This is a genomic window from Pseudobutyrivibrio ruminis HUN009 (assembly GCF_000703005.1).
In the GTDB taxonomy this organism is placed as follows: domain Bacteria; phylum Bacillota; class Clostridia; order Lachnospirales; family Lachnospiraceae; genus Pseudobutyrivibrio; species Pseudobutyrivibrio ruminis_A.
The window spans coordinates 819512-835614 of the sequence record NZ_JNLH01000001.1 but is presented as its reverse complement, the minus strand read 5'-3'; the positions used below and the strand labels follow the sequence as shown (position 1 = coordinate 835614).

The following is a 16103-nucleotide window of genomic DNA, read 5'->3' as shown; positions in this document are numbered from 1 at the left end:
ATATTTTATGCTTCAATCTTGCAGAAAGATTTCTTGCCTTTCTTAAGAAGGAATTCCTCTGCAAATGCATCCTTTTCGTATGATGTGAATGGATCAGCAACCTTGTCTCCGTTAACTGAAACACCACCCTGCTGAACAGCACGACGAGCCTCAGCACGGCTAGCTGTAAGACCAGCAGAAACAAGAATCTGAAGGATATCTACCTTACCGTCCTTGAAGTCCTCATCTGAAAGCTTGTGGCATGGTACGTTTTCTGAGTTTGCTCCACCTGCGAAAAGTGCCTTAGAAGCCTCGCGAGCCTTATCAGCCTCTTCTGTACCGTGAACCATCTGTGTAAGCTCATAAGCAAGGATATCCTTTGCTTCATTAAGCTGTGCACCTTCCCAGCTGTCCATCTTTTCAATCTCCTCGATTGGAAGGAATGTAAGCATACGGATGCACTTAAGAACATCTGCATCACCAACATTTCTCCAGTACTGGTAGAACTCAAATGGTGAAGTCTTGTTAGGATCAAGCCATACTGCGTTACCAGCTGTCTTACCCATTTTCTTGCCCTGTGAATCAGTGAGAAGAGTAATAGTCATAGCGTGAGCATCCTTACCAAGCTTACGTCTGATAAGCTCTGTACCACCAAGCATATTTGACCACTGATCATCTCCACCAAACTCAAGGTTGCAATCATAGTGCTGGAACATGTAATAGAAGTCGTATGACTGCATAATCATGTAGTTGAACTCAAGGAATGAAAGCCCCTTTTCCATACGCTGCTTGTAACACTCAGCACGAAGCATGTTGTTAACTGAGAAACATGCACCAACTTCTCTAAGAAGCTCTACGTAGTTGAGATCAAGTAACCAATCAGCGTTGTTAAGCATAAGAGCTTTGCCATCAGAGAAATCGATGAAACGCTCCATCTGACGCTTGAAGCACTCAGCGTTGTGATCGATGTCCTCACGTGTAAGCATCTTTCTCATGTCTGTACGACCTGAAGGATCACCAATCATAGTAGTACCGCCACCGATAAGGGCGATTGGCTTGTTGCCAGCCATCTGTAATCTCTTCATAAGTGTGAGAGCCATAAAGTGACCGGCTGTAAGGCTATCTGCAGTACAATCGAAGCCGATATAGAAAGTTGCCTTGCCCTCATTTATTAATTTTTTAATTTCTTCTTCGTTTGTTACCTGAGCAATCAGGCCACGAGCAACTAACTCGTCATAAATTGTCATTGCAAAATTCTCCTTTCTCACATTTTTGAATAGTTAGTTTTGTATAAACAAAAATCCCTCGCCCCCATTACTTAGGGTCGAGGGATTTAAATTAGAGGTGCCAACCAGATTTGAACTGGTGATAGAGGTGTTGCAGACCTTTGCCTTACCACTTGGCTATGGCACCATATGGAAATGAATTTATTTGCTCCGCAAAGAAATTCGTTTCCCACGACACATCCCATTCGCGAAGCGAATTATCAATGGATGTGTCTTCCCGCTATTTCTGGGAAAACCTTTTCTCAAAACACGGAGAAGGAGGGATTTGAACCCTCGCGCCGGTTGCCCGACCTACACCCTTAGCAGGGGCGCCTCTTCGGCCTCTTGAGTACTTCTCCAAAGTTGTAGGTAAATTACTTATTTTGTTTCGACGCAAGTGTTATTCTACTAGAGTAATGCACCATTGTCAACAATATTTTGGGGAAATCTTCACGATTTCCCCAAAAATTTTTCACACTTTAAAATCTAGTAAAAAGACTAGTTGATTGTTGCGTGATAGAAGTACTTCATTCCCTCTACAGTACCATATACACCCTTTACATAATCCTTGATCATGTATGGATCGTTGTAGTAGTAGATAGGGATGATGCACCATGTATCCATAAGGTAATCCTCAGCCTCATGCATAAGCTCTGCACGTGCAGCAAGATCTGCCTCTGAACGGATATCAGAAATCATCTGATCATACTTAGCCCAATCAAGATCCTTGCTAGAATCCTTACCGAACTGTGGGTTGTTGTTTCCTGAAGATGTTGTGTACATTTCAAGCATATTTACAGGATCGTTGTAATCCATGATCCAACCTTCACGAGCGAAGTCATACTTACCAGCCTTACGTGTCTCCTGGAATACGTTCCACTCTTCCTGATCGATAGAAAGGTTGATTCCTACTGTTGCAAGGTCAGCCTGGATACACTCACCAATCTTTACATTACCTTCTGAGTTATTTGTAAGGTATGTTAATGAAATATCCTGTGTAAGAGCATCTGAAGCTGTATCATATAAACCGATAGACTCAAGAAGTGATTTAGCCTCTTCTACGTTTGCTTCGTAATCTGTTGAGTAGTAATCCTTGTTCTTGAACTCACCACCGTTACCATCTGAGCATCCAGCTGGAACGAATGATGTAGCAACTTCCTGGTTGTTCTGACCAACTGTATCAATGATGTACTGACGGTCAATTAAAAGAGTGATAGCATGACGGAATACCTTTGCCTGCTCCTCATCAAGACCAAGTTCATCATAAAGATCTGTGTTGTAGTTGAATGATGCATAGTATGTACCAAGGTTATCAAGTACTACATACTCTGAACTTGTCTTAGCTGTTTCCATTTCCTCTACAGGAATATCATCGATGAAATCAAGATCTCCTGTTGTGTAAGCTGTGTAAGCAGCTGTTGTTTCAGCTGTAAGCATTACGTTAAGTGTTGTAACTGTTACTGAATCAGCATCCCAGTAATTGTCGTTCTTTACATATGTCATATCTGAATCATGATTCCATGATTTAAGAACATAAGCACCGTTACATACGAAGTTGTCGCCTGCATCGTTTGCCCATGTACCAACTGGATCACCATCAGACATAGAAGCTTCTACAGCTTCCTGGTTAACTGGGAAGAAGAATGGGAATGCACATAAATCAAGGAAATATGGACATACGCTCTTAAGTGTTACTGTAAGTGTCTTACCATCTTCAGAAGCAACCACATCTTCATCACCAAGACCTTCCTCATATGTGAAGCTTGGGAAGATTTCACAAAGGTAGCTGTAATCAGCTGCAACCTCAGGAGAAGCTGCACGCTTCCAAGAGTAAACGAAATCTGTTGCATCAAGATCATCACCGTTAGACCACTTTAAACCATCACGCATTGTGAATGTGTATGTAAGTCCATCATCTGATACCTCATAGCTCTCTGCACAAGCTGGCTCAAGCTCGCCTGACTCGTTGTAACGCATCAAACCTTCAAATGAGTTTACTGCAAGACATCCACCATCTACTGATGAGTTAAGAGCTGGATCAATGTGAGCTGGCTCACTAGACATCCAAATATTAAGTGTTGTCTTATCTTCCTTTGTTGTTGCAACTGCTGGTGCTTCACCTGTAGATGAGCTCTCAGTAGATGCTGCCTTATTGCCACATGCAACCATTGAAAGTGCCATAGCAGCAACAAGTACTAATGAGACTAATTTCTTCTTCATACTATCCCTCCTATAATTTTAATCTCTTTATATTTCAATCCCTTTAGGAATTAAAACCAATACCTTCTCTTATTTGTTCCAACATGCAACCATGTGACCATTTCCTCTATCTGTAAATGGAGGCATCTCACATGCACACTGCTCTGTAGCGTAGCGACATCTTGTTCTGAAAGGACATCCACTAGGCATCTTAAGAGGACTTGGAACATCGCCCTCAAGAATAATTCTCTGGCTCTTTCTAGCTGTCTCAGGATCTGGAATTGGTACTGCTGAAAGAAGTGACTGAGTATATGGATGAATTGGGTTGTCCATAAGCTCGTCTGCATCAGCAATTTCCATCATGTGACCTAAGTACATAACAGCAATTCTGTCAGAGATATGCTGAACTACTAATAAATCGTGAGCAATAAATAAGTATGATAAACCTCTTTGCTTTTGGAGGTCCTCAAACATATTTACAACCTGTGCCTGAATTGAAACATCAAGAGCAGATACAGGCTCATCACAAACGATAAATTTTGGATCTACAGCAAGGGCTCTTGCAATACCGATTCTCTGACGCTGTCCGCCTGAGAACTCGTGAGCATAACGTGTTGCATGCTCAGCGTTAAGTCCAACTGTTTCCATAAGCTCCATGATTTTGTCATGGCGCTCTCCCTTTGATGTGTAAAGCTTGTGCACATCAAGAGGCTCACCAATAATATCTTCTACAGTCATACGTGGGTTAAGAGAAGAGTATGGATCCTGGAATACCATCTGCATCTGCTTACGATATGGCTGCATTTTTACATCAATTTTTTTCTCGCTATCATAAAGAACATCGCCATCAAAAACAATACGTCCGCTTGTTGGCTGATAAAGACGTAAAAGAGTACGTCCTACAGTTGTCTTACCACAACCTGACTCACCAACAAGACCAAGTGTCTCACCTGGCTTGATTGTAAATGAAATATCATCAACAGCCTTAAGAGGAACTGTTCTAAATCCATTTTTTACTGGGAAGTACTGCTTTAAGTGGCTTACTTCTAAAATATTCTCGCTACTCATTTACTACTTCCTCCTGCTTCATATTCTTAATATTCATCCAACATGATGCCATGTGTGTCTCGCCAACTCTGATTTCTTCTGGCTTTTCCTTTAAGCAAATCTTCATTGCTTCATCGCAACGAGGACAGAATGCACAGCCCTCTGGCATATTTAGAAGATTGATTGGTGTACCACCGATTGGTACTAATCTTTCTTTGCTATTTGATTTTGTTGGAATAGAGCGGAGTAAGCCCTTTGTATATTCGTGTGAAGGAGAGTAGAAAATATCATCTGCTGTACCTCTTTCACAAACACGACCACCATACATAACGATAATTTCATCACACATAGATGCGATTACACCAAGGTCATGAGTTACCATGATGATTGCCATACCAAGCTTTTTCTGAAGATCTTGCATAAGCTCAAGAATCTGTGCCTGGATTGTAACATCAAGGGCAGTAGTAGGCTCGTCAGCAATAAGGATATCTGGCTCACAAGCAAGTGCCATGGCAATCATAACACGCTGTCTCATACCACCTGAAAGCTCATGTGGATACTGCTTGAGACGCTTTTCTGGCTCATTGATTCCTACAAGGCTAAGTAATTCCTTTGCTCTTTCGTTTGCCTGTTCCTTTGTTTTATTTGTATGTAAAAGAATTGCTTCTTTTAACTGATAACCGATTGAAAATACTGGGTTAAGAGATGTCATTGGATCCTGGAAAATGATAGAAACGCATCTACCACGGAAACCTGCCATCTGCTTAGCATCCCAATCTACAATGTTTTCGCCTTTGTATAAAACCTTGCCGCCGGAAATGCTTCCGTTGTCAGCAAGAATCTGCATTATTGAATATGCAGTAACTGATTTACCTGAACCAGACTCACCTACGATACCAAGAGTCTTTCCTGGCTCAAGTGTAAAATTAACTCCGTTTACAGCACATACATCACCGTTATCTGTAGTAAAGGTAGTATGTAGATCCTGCAACTCTAATATGTACTTATAATCTTCCATCACTATCACCTCTTATCTAGATAACTTTGGATCGAATGCGTCACGAAGACCATCGCCAAGTAAGTTTAATGCAAGTACAATCAAGCAGATTGCAAATGCTGGGAACAAAAGTCTTTCTGGATATGTCATCATACCGCTTCTTGCTTCGTTTGCAAGAGAACCAAGTGATGGCATTGGAGCAGAAACACCAAGTCCTACGAATGAAAGGTAGCTCTCTGTAAAGATAGCTGATGGAATCTGAAGGGCAGTAGTAATGATAATTACTGATAAGCAGTTTGGTAAGATGTGCTTCAAAATTGTACGTGATGTAGATGTACCGATACATTTTGCAGCAAGAACATACTCATTCTGCTTGATAGTAAGAATCTGGCCTCTGATAAGACGGGCCATACCTACCCAATATAAAAGTCCAAATACGATAAACAAAGCAATCATATTTGTTCCAAGTTTGGCAAAAATAGTTCCTTTGATAACACTTCCAAGTGTTTCGTTTAAAACTACAGCAAGAAGAATTATCAACAACATGTCTGGTAAAGAATAGATGATATCAACAATTCTCATCATAACAAGGTCAACTCGTCCACCAAGGTAACCTGAGATAGAACCGTAAAGCATACCAATCATTAAAACAAGGATTGATGCAAAGATACCAACTACAAGTGAAACTCTTGCTCCGTAAATTACACGGATAAAATAATCTCTTCCAAGAGAATCAGTACCGAAGATGTGTGGGAATACGCTTTCCCCTTTTGCTATTTGCTTAAGCTCTGATGCACTGTATTCAAATGGATGTAAGTTTGCAGAACCCTTCATGATATCTGCATAACCGTAAGGAATAACAAGTGGTGCAAAAATAATAACTATGATAAGTGCTACGAGAATTCCAATAGCAAGCATTGCTAAAGGATTCTTTCTAAGACGTCTCATACCATCCTTAAAGAATGTAGTAGATTCGCCCATAACATCCTGCTGTCTTTTTTCTTCGTCTGTTGCCTTTTCAAAATCCTGCATAGAAAACTTGCTAAGGTCAATCTGTGCAGAAAAAGGCGCCTTTTTAAAATTGTCCTTCATCGAATATAACTCCTTTTCAATTGATTCTTAGTCAAGCTTAATACGAGGGTCAACAATCTTATAAACAATATCTGTTATAAGGTTTGCAATTACCATTACTGTTGCAAGGAAGATGGTAGTTGCCATGATAAGTGTGTAATCACGGTTTGTGATAGCACTTACGAACTTTGATCCAAGTCCACCAAGGTTGAAGATTGCTTCTACAACCATTGAACCAGTAAGAATACTAGCAACCATTGGTCCAACATATGTAATAACTGGAATTAATGCATTTCTAAGACCATGAACGAAGATAACTTTTCTCGATGAAACACCCTTTGCCTTTGCTGTGCGGATGTAATCCTGTCCAAGTGCATCAAGCATTGATGTCTTTGTAAGTCGAGTAATATATGCAAGTGGAGATAAACAAAGAGCAAGCACTGGCAAGAATACTAAGTTTTCTCCAGCAGAGAAAGCTTGTATCACACCAAGCTTTACACTAAATACGTAAAGCAAAATAGTTGCTACTACAAACGATGGCATGGAGGTAATTATCGTAATGAAGAAGATAATCAATCTATCCTGCCATTTATTTCTCTTAAGTGCTGCAATTGATCCAAGGATAATTCCAAAGATGATTGCAAAGAATGCTGCAATTAAACCAATCTTTGCAGAGATAGGAAAACTCTCCGCGAAAATATCTTTAATCTCACGACCGTTTTTAAGAGATACACCGAAATCGCCGTGTGCCATATTTTTCATATAAATTATGTACTGCTCCCACAGAGGCTTATCCAAATTATATCTAGCCTCAAGCTGTCTAATAACAGCCTCGTTGACAGCCTTTTCTTTATTGAAAGGACCGCCTGGAATAGCATTCATTGCAAAGAATGTAATCAAACTAATAACGATTACAGTTACGAATGCCAGCAAAACTCTTTTAACAACATATTTTGCCAATTTTTTATACTCCTTTTCTTGTACTACTTTATTTAAAAACCCCGCACAGTTTTTAAATCTAATTTAGAATTTGAAATTCCTTGATAGCTGTTTCGTATAGGTTGTTTCCATCAGAATCAATAACCACGATTACTGGAAAATCCTCTACATAAAGCTTTCGGATTGCTTCAGCTCCAAGGTCCTCGTAACAAATCACTTTTGAAGATTTGATACATTTTGATAGAAGAGCACCAGCTCCTCCAACAGCTGCAAAATATACAGCTTTGTTTCTAACTATGGCATCTACAACATCTGGATTTCTTTTACCCTTTCCAATCATGGCCTTCATTCCAAGGTCAAGAAGCTGTGGGGCGTATTTATCCATACGGCTTGCTGTAGTAGGACCAGCCGACCCAATTGGTCTTCCTTCCCTGGCTGGGGATGGTCCCATATAGTAGATTGTGGAATTTTCAATAGATATTGGAAGTTCTTCTCCCTTATCAAGAGCTTCTTTCATCCGCTTGTGAGCGGCATCTCTAGCAACATATATTTCTCCTGTTATGTAGACATAATCACCTGAATGAAGTGATGTTGCTATTTCTGAAGTTATTGGAGTTTGAATTTTATGCTCCATTAAATCTCCCTTGTAATATGCCTATTTACGTGGCAACAAATATTGATTGCCACTGGTAGTCCTGCAATGTGAGTTGCATATGTATTAATATTTACTGCTAGAGCAGTAGTAGTACCACCAAGTCCTCCTGGACCAATACCAAGATTATTAATCTTTTCAAGCATTTCATCCTCTAGGTCCTTAACCCATGGGGTTGATGGTCTATCATCGAAGCTTCTTGTAAGTGCTTGTTTGGCCATGAGGGCTGACTTTTCAAAAGTTCCACCTATGCCTACTCCAACAACCATTGGTGGACAGGCATTTGGCCCAGCATCTTTTACCGCCGTAAGAATAGCTTCTTTAACTCCCTCGATTCCATCAGCCGGCTTTAGCATGAAAACTCTACTCATGTTTTCAGAACCAAATCCTTTTGGTGCTAATGTAATCTTTAATTTGTCCCCAGCTACATAATCGTAATGGATTACAGCAGGTGTGTTATCTTTTGTGTTGATTCTTTCGATTGGATCTGAAACTACTGACTTTCTAAGGTATCCCTCAGTGTAACCTTTTCTAACGCCCTCGTTTATCGCATCCGTTAAAAGTCCATCGTCGATATGAACTTCCTGCCCAATCTCCACAAAAAATACTGCCATTCCAGTATCCTGGCAAATAGGATTTTGTTCCTTATCTGCTATTTCAAGATTTTCTTGAAGCTGGTTTAAAATTTTCCTTCCAAGCTCAGATTTTTCAGTGTTAACAGAATTTTTTAATCGTGAATTCATATCATCAGATAGATAATGATTTGCCTGAATACACATTTCACTAACGATGTTAACAATATCTGCTGTTTTAATGTTCTTCATCACTATATCCTGTTAATGCTTTAATTTATCGTCGCTTTAAATGAGTAAAGCAATAAGTTTTAAATAAAAAGGGCTGCTATTTTTAAAATAACAGCCCCATTGCTATTACACACTTTTATGATTCGGTTGTTGAACCTTCATTTAATTCTTCAACCTCTTCCGCAAGTATTGTATCACTTTTTCTAACTTTTGCAATACTAATTAGCTTAGTATTTTCTTTTAGGTCGATTAATTTAACACCTGATGTGATTCGACTTAGAAGAGCAGTGCCGGCTACATTGATTCTGATAATTGTACCAGCATCATTGATGAGCATTACTTCATCATCCTTCTCAACTTCCTTTGCTCCGATTAGGTTACCAGTCTTTTCTGTAATCTTGTAACACTTAACACCCTTACCACCACGATGGATTGTGTTGAACTCAGTCATAAGAGTACATTTACCAAGACCATTTTCTGATACAGTCATCAAGCTTTCGCCCTGAGATATAAGCTGCATTCCAATAATCATATCATCAGCTGCAAGGTTCATACCGATAACACCCATTGTTGCACGGCCTGTTGGACGAACTTCCGTCTCGCTAAAGCGGATTGCCTGACCATATTTTGTAACCATAATTACATCTTCATCGCCATCTGTAAGCTTAACTTCAATAAGCATATCATCATCACGAAGTGTAATTGCTGTAAGACCATTCTTTCGAATGTTTTCGTATTCAGTTATCTTTGTCTTCTTAACAAATCCATCTGCAGTTGCCATGAATAAGTATTTATCTTCGCTATAATCCTCAATAGGAATCATAGCTGTTACCTTTTCATCTGGCTGAAGCTGAAGGATATTTACTACTGCAATACCTCGGCTTGTTCTGCTGCTTTCTGGAATCTCGTATGCTTTGATTCTGTATACTCGACCCTTATTTGTAAAGAAGAGGAGATAGTCATGGGATGACATCATAAGCATTTCAACAACATAATCATCATCGATTGTATCCATGCCCTTGATTCCCTTACCACCTCTGTGCTGAGTCTTGAAGTTGTCTTCGTTCATACGCTTGATATAACCAAGCTTTGTGAAGGTAACAACTGTATTAGTGACAGGAATCATATCCTCCATATTGATATCGTACTCATCATATCCGATTGATGTACGTCTATCATCGCCGTACTTATCAGCGATTTCTGTAATTTCAGTTTTGATTACTGAAAGAAGTACCTTTTCATCTGAGAGAATAGCCTTCAATTTTCCGATTAATACCTGTAATTCATTGTATTCCTGCTGAATCTTGTCTCTTTCCAAACCTGTAAGAGCACGAAGACGCATATCAACAATGGCCTGAGCTTGAGCATCTGAAAGACCAAAGCGTTCCATCAATGTAGCTTTGGCTGTTGCTACATCAGCTGAATTACGGATAATCTGAATTACTTCATCGATATTATCAAGGGCGATAAGTAATCCCTCTAATATGTGAGCACGTTCCTCAGCTTTGTTGAGCTCGTACTTTGTACGACGAGTAACAACATCCTTCTGATGGTTAAGGTAATGTACAAGCATTTCCTTAAGGCTAAGAATCTTTGGCTGATTATCAACAAGTGCAAGCATGATAACACCAAAAGTATCCTGAAGCTGAGTGTGCTTATAAAGCTGATTTAAAATGATGTTAGGATTTACATCACGTCTAAGCTCAATACAGATTCTCATACCTTCACGAGATGACTCATCACGAAGATCTGTGATTCCGTCGATTCTCTTATCTTTGTGAAGCTCTGCAATCTTTTCAATAAGACGAGCTTTGTTTACCATGTATGGAAGCTCAGTAACAACAATTCTGTTTTTACCATTGTCCATTGGCTCGATTTCTGTAACGGCACGAACTCTGATTTTAGCACGACCTGTACGGTATGCTTCTTCGATTCCAGCCTTTCCAAGGATTACACCACCTGTAGGGAAATCCGGACCCTTTACAATATCAAGAAGCTCGTCGATTTCTGTATCTCTATCTTCTTCGATTTGGTTGTCTATGATTTTATTAACAGCACCAATTACCTCACGAAGATTGTGCGGTGGTATATTTGTTGCCATACCAACGGCGATACCAGTTGTACCATTAACAAGAAGGTTAGGGTAGCGGGCTGGAAGAACTGTTGGCTCTTTTTCAGTCTCATCAAAGTTTGGCATGAAGTCTACGCCATCCATGTCAATATCTTTACCAAGGGTGAACTTTTCATCCTTGTAGTTGATACCAAACATTGTCATGGAAATCTTTGAAAGACGAGCCTCTGTGTATCGCATGGCAGCGGCGCCATCGCCATCCACAGAACCAAAGTTACCATGGCCATCTACTAGTGGATAACGTGTGTTCCATTCCTGTGCCATGTTGACAAGTGCACCATAAATAGAACTATCACCATGAGGGTGATATTTACCCATTGTATCACCGACAATACGAGCACATTTTCTGTGTGGCTTGTCAGGACCATTATTAAGCTCAATCATAGAGAAGAGAACTCTACGCTGAACTGGTTTTAAACCATCTCGTACATCTGGAAGAGCACGTGAGGCAATTACACTCATGGCATAATCGATGTATGAGGTTTCCATTGTTTGTTTCAGATCAACATCATGAATATTATCAAAAATTTTGTCGTCCATATTTTTCCTTCGTCTTTGCTATCGGGGCTTGCCCCGAAATTTTTTAAGATTTAGATATCTAAGTTCTGTACGTATTTAGCATTTGCCTCGATGAATTCGCGTCTTGGCTCAACCTTGTCACCCATAAGAGTAGAGAATGTAACATTGATTTCTGAAGCATCTTCATCATCAATAACTACACGCTTAAGAATTCTCTTTTCAGGATCCATTGTTGTTTCCCAAAGCTGCTCAGCATCCATCTCACCAAGTCCTTTGTATCGCTGAATCTTGTTTGAGCTATCACGTCCAACTTCTGTAAGGATCTGATTTAATTCTTCATCAGAATATGCATACCAAACCTTTTTGTTTTTCTCCAACTTGTAAAGTGGAGGAGTAGCAAGATATACATAACCCTGCTTAATAAGCTCTGGCATAAATCTGTAAAGGAATGTAAGCATAAGTGTTGCAATGTGAGCACCATCAACATCGGCATCGGTCATGATAATGATTTTATGGTAACGAAGCTTTGAAATATCAAAGTCTTCATGAATACCAGTACCGAATGCTGTAATCATTGCCTTGATTTCGGCATTGCTGTAAATTCTATCTTCACGGGCTTTTTCTACGTTAAGGATTTTTCCACGAAGTGGCAAAATAGCCTGTGTTGCACGGCTTCGAGCTGTTTTTGCTGAACCACCAGCGGAATCTCCCTCTACGATAAAGATTTCGCAGTTTTTAGGATCTTTGTCTGAGCAATCTGCAAGCTTTCCAGGAAGTGACATTCCTTCAAGAGCTGTCTTTCTACGAGTAAGATCACGAGCCTTTCTAGCTGCTTCTCTTGCTCGCTGCGCAAGCAGCGATTTTTCGCAGATAGTTTTAGCAATTGTAGGATTCTGCTCAAGGAACCATGTAAGCTGCTCAGATACAATAGCATCAACAGCACCACGAGCTTCTGAGTTTCCAAGCTTTTGCTTTGTCTGACCTTCAAACTGAGGCTCTTCAATCTTGATAGAAATAATTGCTGTAAGACCTTCTCTAATATCATCACCATCAAGCTGTGGATCTGAATCCTTTAAAATCTTGTAATCTCTAGCATATTTATTAAATACTTTTGTAAGAGCACCTCTGAAACCAGTAAGATGTGTACCACCTTCTGGAGTTACGATGTTGTTAACGTAGCTGTAAGCCTGGTCCTGATATCCATCGTTGTGCTGCATAGCAACTTCAACGTAGATATTATCCTTTGTGCCTTCGCAATAAATAACTTCATCGTAAAGTGCTTCGTTTCCACGGTTGATATACTGAACAAATTCCTTGATACCACCTTCATAGTGGAAGCTTTCCTCATGTGGTTCATCGCCTCTTTTATCTGTAAGAGTAATACGAAGTCCCTTTGTAAGGAATGCTGTCTCACGAAGTCTTACTTTAAGTGTCTTATAATCGAAAATTGTAGTTTCAAATATTGTATCATCTGGAAGGAATGTTACCTTTGTTCCAGTCTCTTCAACAGGACAAGTTCCAATCTCTTTAAGAGGATACATTGTCTTTCCACGCTCATATCTCTGCTTAAAGATTTTTCCTTCACGCTTAATTTCTACTTCAACCCAATTTGAAAGGGCATTAACAACTGAAGCACCTACACCGTGAAGTCCACCTGATACTTTATATCCGCCACCGCCGAACTTTCCTCCGGCATGAAGCACGGTAAATACAACCTCTACCGCAGGGATACCTGCCTTACTGTTAATTCCTGTAGGAATTCCTCGGCCATCATCGACTACTGTAATCGAATTGTCAGGATTAATTGTTACTTGAATATGAGTACAAAATCCAGCAAGCGCTTCATCTACAGCATTATCAACTATCTCATATACTAAATGATGAAGACCTCTTTCAGATGTAGATCCAATATACATACCAGGACGCTTACGAACTGCTTCAAGTCCTTCCAAAATCTGTATTTGGTCTGCACCGTACTCCTGATTTACTTCCTTACTCACCTGTGTTCCTCCGTTATTAATTCTATAGAACCATTTGTTACTTTATAAACTGTGTTTAGCAAAAATCTATTTTTTACAAATTCATCAAGACCTGTGCAGGTAATGATAGTTTGTGTATCAATTAAATTATCAAGCAAATCACTTTGACGATTTTTATCAAGCTCTGATAAAACATCATCTAAAAGTAATATTGGTTTATCATTTATTGTATTTTCAACTAATTTAATTTCTGAAAGCTTTAGCGAGAGAGCGCAGGTACGCTGCTGGCCTTGGCTTCCATATTTTCTAATGTCAATTCCATCAACTGTTATTTTGATATCATCTCTGTGAGGTCCAACAGATGTTTGGCAGAACCTCATGTCTTTTTCCTTGTTTTTAACTAATTCATCAAGAAAAAATATATCCTCTATATTTGGATCATAGGTTACTTCAATATTTTCCTTACCAGAGGTAATCTTTGAGTGGATATCTTTAACAATAATGTTGATATCATTGATAAATTGCTGACGTCTTGTGATTATCTTTTTGCCATAGGATATAAGTTGTTCATCCCATAAGCTTAAAGTTTCTTTTAATTCAGGCTTATAAATCATCTCTTTAAGAAGAGCATTTCTTTGATTTAAGGCTTTGTTGTAATTTGTTAAATCTGAAAGGTAGATTTTATCAATTTGGCAAAGCTCTGCATCCATAAATTTTCTTCTCTCAGAAGGACCATTTTTAATGATGTTTAAGTCCTCGGGAGAAAAGAAAATAATATTTATAAGTCCAAATAATTCAGCTGCTTTTTTTATTGGAACCCTATTAATGGCAATTCCTTTTGATTTATTTTTCTTAAGGTGAATATCTATTTGATATTCCCTGTCATTTTTTTCAACAATAGTTTTGATATGACTTTCATCAGTATCAAACTTTATTATTTCTTTATCACGACTTCCCTTATGGGATTTTGTGGTGCCACTTAAATAAGCAGCCTCTAATATGTTTGTTTTACCTTGAGCGTTATCTCCATAAAGAATAGTAGTATGATCATCAAAATTTATATTAAGTGATTCATAATTTCTAAAATTCTTAAGTTCAATGGATTTAATTATCATTAGTAACTGTTACGCTTTCTCCATTAAATTCAACAACATCGCCAGGATAAATTTTCTTGCCTCGACGAGTTTCTACTTCGCCATTATATTTAACAAGACCTTCTTCAATAACTTCCTTTGCCATTGCACCTGATTCAACAAGATTTGCAAGCTTGAGAAGCTGGCCAAGTTTTATAAATTCATCTCTAATTTGAATAGTTTCCATTAGTTTGCTCCTGGATTATTAAAGTTTACAGGAAGAACGATGTAAATAAATGATCCATTATCATCCTTGATGAAACATGGACTCTTTGCATTTAACATGTAAAGATTGATTTCTTCATCGTCTATTACCTTAAGGGCATCAATAACAAACTTTGGATTAAATCCAATCATGATATCTTTTCCCTCTTTTACAATATCAATATCTTCATTCATTGATCCAATAAATGATGAAATTGAAAGTGACATTGTATTATTTGTTGCATTTACAATAATTGGCTTTTTGTCACCTTCGTTAACAAGAATAGTTGCTCTATCAATACAATCAAAGAATTCTCTTTTATTGATTTTGATTTTTGTTTCATAATCAGCTGAAAGCATCTGCTCAATTTTGAAGTATTCTCCTTCAATGATACGAGATACAACAGTAGTCTGATCAAATTCGAAAATGATGTGGTTATCAGTAACAAAAATATTTACTTCATCATCAATACCACCATCAATGATTTTTACAATTTCATTAAGTGTCTTCTTTGGAACTACAACCTTTACATCAGGTGCATCGTTCTTTAATTCAACATTTCTGATAGAAACTCTGTGTCCATCAAGTGCTACAACTTTAAGCTTATTATCTTTAATTTCAATAAGCTCACCAGTCATCATTTTATTATTATCATTATCAGCAACAGAAAAGATTGTCTGTCTGATGATATCTCTTAATGTAAGCTGTGATAAAACGATTGGCTGATTTCTAGGAATTACAGGAATATAAGAAAAGTCTTCTCCAGATTTTCCTACAATATCAAATTTAGCTTTTTCACATGTAATAGATGTTTTAAATGAAGAATCTGTTTCTATAGTAACTTCATTTTCAGGAAGCTTTCTTACAATCTCAGAAAACTTTTTAGCATCAAGAGCAATGATACCTCTTTCTAAAATGTTTCCATTAACAATAGTTTCAATTCCTATTTCCATATCATTAGCAGTGAGTTTGATTTCACCAGAAGATGCATCAATAAGAATACATTCAAGTATTGCCATTGTGGTTCTGGTTGGTACTGCCTTTGATACAATATTTACTCCTTTAACAAGGTCAGCTTTTTGACAAGTAATTTTCATTTGATACGCTCCCTTTCTTAAACATAAAAAATAAATAACTTTTATTCTAAGTATTATTCTTATAGGTTGTTGATTTGTATATAACTG

Annotated in this window: 13 protein-coding genes and 2 tRNA genes; all 15 read right to left on the bottom strand. The window is 38.4% G+C overall.

Annotated elements, in window-relative coordinates:
• Window positions 1-5 precede the first annotated feature (5 nt).
• A complete protein-coding gene (tyrS, locus tag BO15_RS0103710) occupies window positions 6-1226 on the bottom strand; it encodes a tyrosine--tRNA ligase (protein ID WP_033152543.1) in 1221 nt (406 codons plus the stop codon).
• A gap of 95 nt (window positions 1227-1321) precedes the next feature.
• Window positions 1322-1392, bottom strand: a tRNA-Cys gene (locus tag BO15_RS0103705).
• Between the two features lie 123 nt (window positions 1393-1515).
• Window positions 1516-1603, bottom strand: a tRNA-Ser gene (locus tag BO15_RS0103700).
• A 139-nt stretch (window positions 1604-1742) separates the two neighbouring features.
• Window positions 1743-3464 carry a peptide ABC transporter substrate-binding protein gene (locus BO15_RS0103695; protein ID WP_033152541.1) on the bottom strand — a complete coding sequence of 574 codons (1722 nt, stop codon included), beginning with the start codon at window positions 3462-3464 and terminating at the stop codon, window positions 1743-1745.
• A gap of 69 nt (window positions 3465-3533) precedes the next feature.
• Complete coding sequence (locus BO15_RS0103690) at window positions 3534-4511, bottom strand: ABC transporter ATP-binding protein (protein ID WP_033152540.1); 978 nt, start codon at window positions 4509-4511, stop codon at window positions 3534-3536.
• A complete protein-coding gene (locus tag BO15_RS0103685) occupies window positions 4504-5508 on the bottom strand; it encodes an ABC transporter ATP-binding protein (RefSeq protein ID WP_033152538.1) in 1005 nt (334 codons plus the stop codon). The genes BO15_RS0103690 and BO15_RS0103685 overlap by 8 nt, the downstream gene beginning before the upstream one ends.
• Before the next feature lie 12 nt (window positions 5509-5520).
• On the bottom strand, window positions 5521-6579 hold the full coding sequence (locus BO15_RS0103680; RefSeq protein ID WP_033152537.1) for an ABC transporter permease: 1059 nt from the start codon (window positions 6577-6579) through the stop codon (window positions 5521-5523).
• A gap of 27 nt (window positions 6580-6606) precedes the next feature.
• Window positions 6607-7518, bottom strand: coding sequence for an ABC transporter permease (locus tag BO15_RS0103675; RefSeq protein ID WP_033152535.1), 912 nt, complete (start codon window positions 7516-7518; stop codon window positions 6607-6609).
• A gap of 58 nt (window positions 7519-7576) precedes the next feature.
• Window positions 7577-8131 carry a Fe-S-containing hydro-lyase gene (locus tag BO15_RS0103670; RefSeq protein WP_033152534.1) on the bottom strand — a complete coding sequence of 185 codons (555 nt, stop codon included), beginning with the start codon at window positions 8129-8131 and terminating at the stop codon, window positions 7577-7579.
• Window positions 8131-8973: a fumarate hydratase gene (locus BO15_RS0103665; RefSeq protein WP_099047341.1), complete on the bottom strand. Its 843-nt coding sequence runs from the start codon at window positions 8971-8973 to the stop codon at window positions 8131-8133. The genes BO15_RS0103670 and BO15_RS0103665 overlap by 1 nt, the downstream gene beginning before the upstream one ends.
• A gap of 115 nt (window positions 8974-9088) precedes the next feature.
• The gene (gene gyrA, locus BO15_RS0103660; RefSeq protein ID WP_033152531.1) at window positions 9089-11623 is read right to left on the bottom strand and encodes a DNA gyrase subunit A; all 2535 of its coding nucleotides are present in this window, start codon (window positions 11621-11623) and stop codon (window positions 9089-9091) included.
• Window positions 11624-11673: 50 nt separating this feature from the next.
• Window positions 11674-13602, bottom strand: a complete 1929-nt coding sequence (gyrB, locus tag BO15_RS0103655) for a DNA topoisomerase (ATP-hydrolyzing) subunit B (protein WP_033152529.1) — start codon at window positions 13600-13602, stop codon at window positions 11674-11676.
• A complete protein-coding gene (recF, locus tag BO15_RS0103650; protein WP_033152528.1) occupies window positions 13599-14696 on the bottom strand; it encodes a DNA replication/repair protein RecF in 1098 nt (365 codons plus the stop codon). Before recF ends, gyrB begins: the two co-directional genes overlap by 4 nt.
• Window positions 14686-14901: a S4 domain-containing protein YaaA gene (yaaA, locus tag BO15_RS0103645; protein WP_033152527.1), complete on the bottom strand. Its 216-nt coding sequence runs from the start codon at window positions 14899-14901 to the stop codon at window positions 14686-14688. Before yaaA ends, recF begins: the two co-directional genes overlap by 11 nt.
• Window positions 14901-16016 carry a DNA polymerase III subunit beta gene (gene dnaN, locus BO15_RS0103640; RefSeq protein WP_033152526.1) on the bottom strand — a complete coding sequence of 372 codons (1116 nt, stop codon included), beginning with the start codon at window positions 16014-16016 and terminating at the stop codon, window positions 14901-14903. The genes yaaA and dnaN overlap by 1 nt, the downstream gene beginning before the upstream one ends.
• Window positions 16017-16103: the final 87 nt, after the last annotated feature.

Excerpts from the sequence above, each read along its gene's own strand:
- BO15_RS0103665 (WP_099047341.1), bottom strand. The coding sequence starts at position 8,973 with ATGAAGAACATTAAAACAGCAGATATTGTTAACATCGTTAGTGAAATG.
- yaaA (WP_033152527.1), bottom strand. The coding sequence starts at position 14,901 with ATGGAAACTATTCAAATTAGAGATGAATTTATAAAACTTGGCCAGCTT.
- BO15_RS0103685 (WP_033152538.1), bottom strand. The coding sequence starts at position 5,508 with ATGGAAGATTATAAGTACATATTAGAGTTGCAGGATCTACATACTACC.
- dnaN (WP_033152526.1), bottom strand. The coding sequence starts at position 16,016 with ATGAAAATTACTTGTCAAAAAGCTGACCTTGTTAAAGGAGTAAATATT.
- BO15_RS0103680 (WP_033152537.1), bottom strand. The coding sequence starts at position 6,579 with ATGAAGGACAATTTTAAAAAGGCGCCTTTTTCTGCACAGATTGACCTT.
- BO15_RS0103695 (WP_033152541.1), bottom strand. The coding sequence starts at position 3,464 with ATGAAGAAGAAATTAGTCTCATTAGTACTTGTTGCTGCTATGGCACTT.
- BO15_RS0103690 (WP_033152540.1), bottom strand. The coding sequence starts at position 4,511 with ATGAGTAGCGAGAATATTTTAGAAGTAAGCCACTTAAAGCAGTACTTC.
- gyrA (WP_033152531.1), bottom strand. The coding sequence starts at position 11,623 with ATGGACGACAAAATTTTTGATAATATTCATGATGTTGATCTGAAACAA.
- BO15_RS0103670 (WP_033152534.1), bottom strand. The coding sequence starts at position 8,131 with ATGGAGCATAAAATTCAAACTCCAATAACTTCAGAAATAGCAACATCA.
- recF (WP_033152528.1), bottom strand. The coding sequence starts at position 14,696 with ATGATAATTAAATCCATTGAACTTAAGAATTTTAGAAATTATGAATCA.
- tyrS (WP_033152543.1), bottom strand. The coding sequence starts at position 1,226 with ATGACAATTTATGACGAGTTAGTTGCTCGTGGCCTGATTGCTCAGGTA.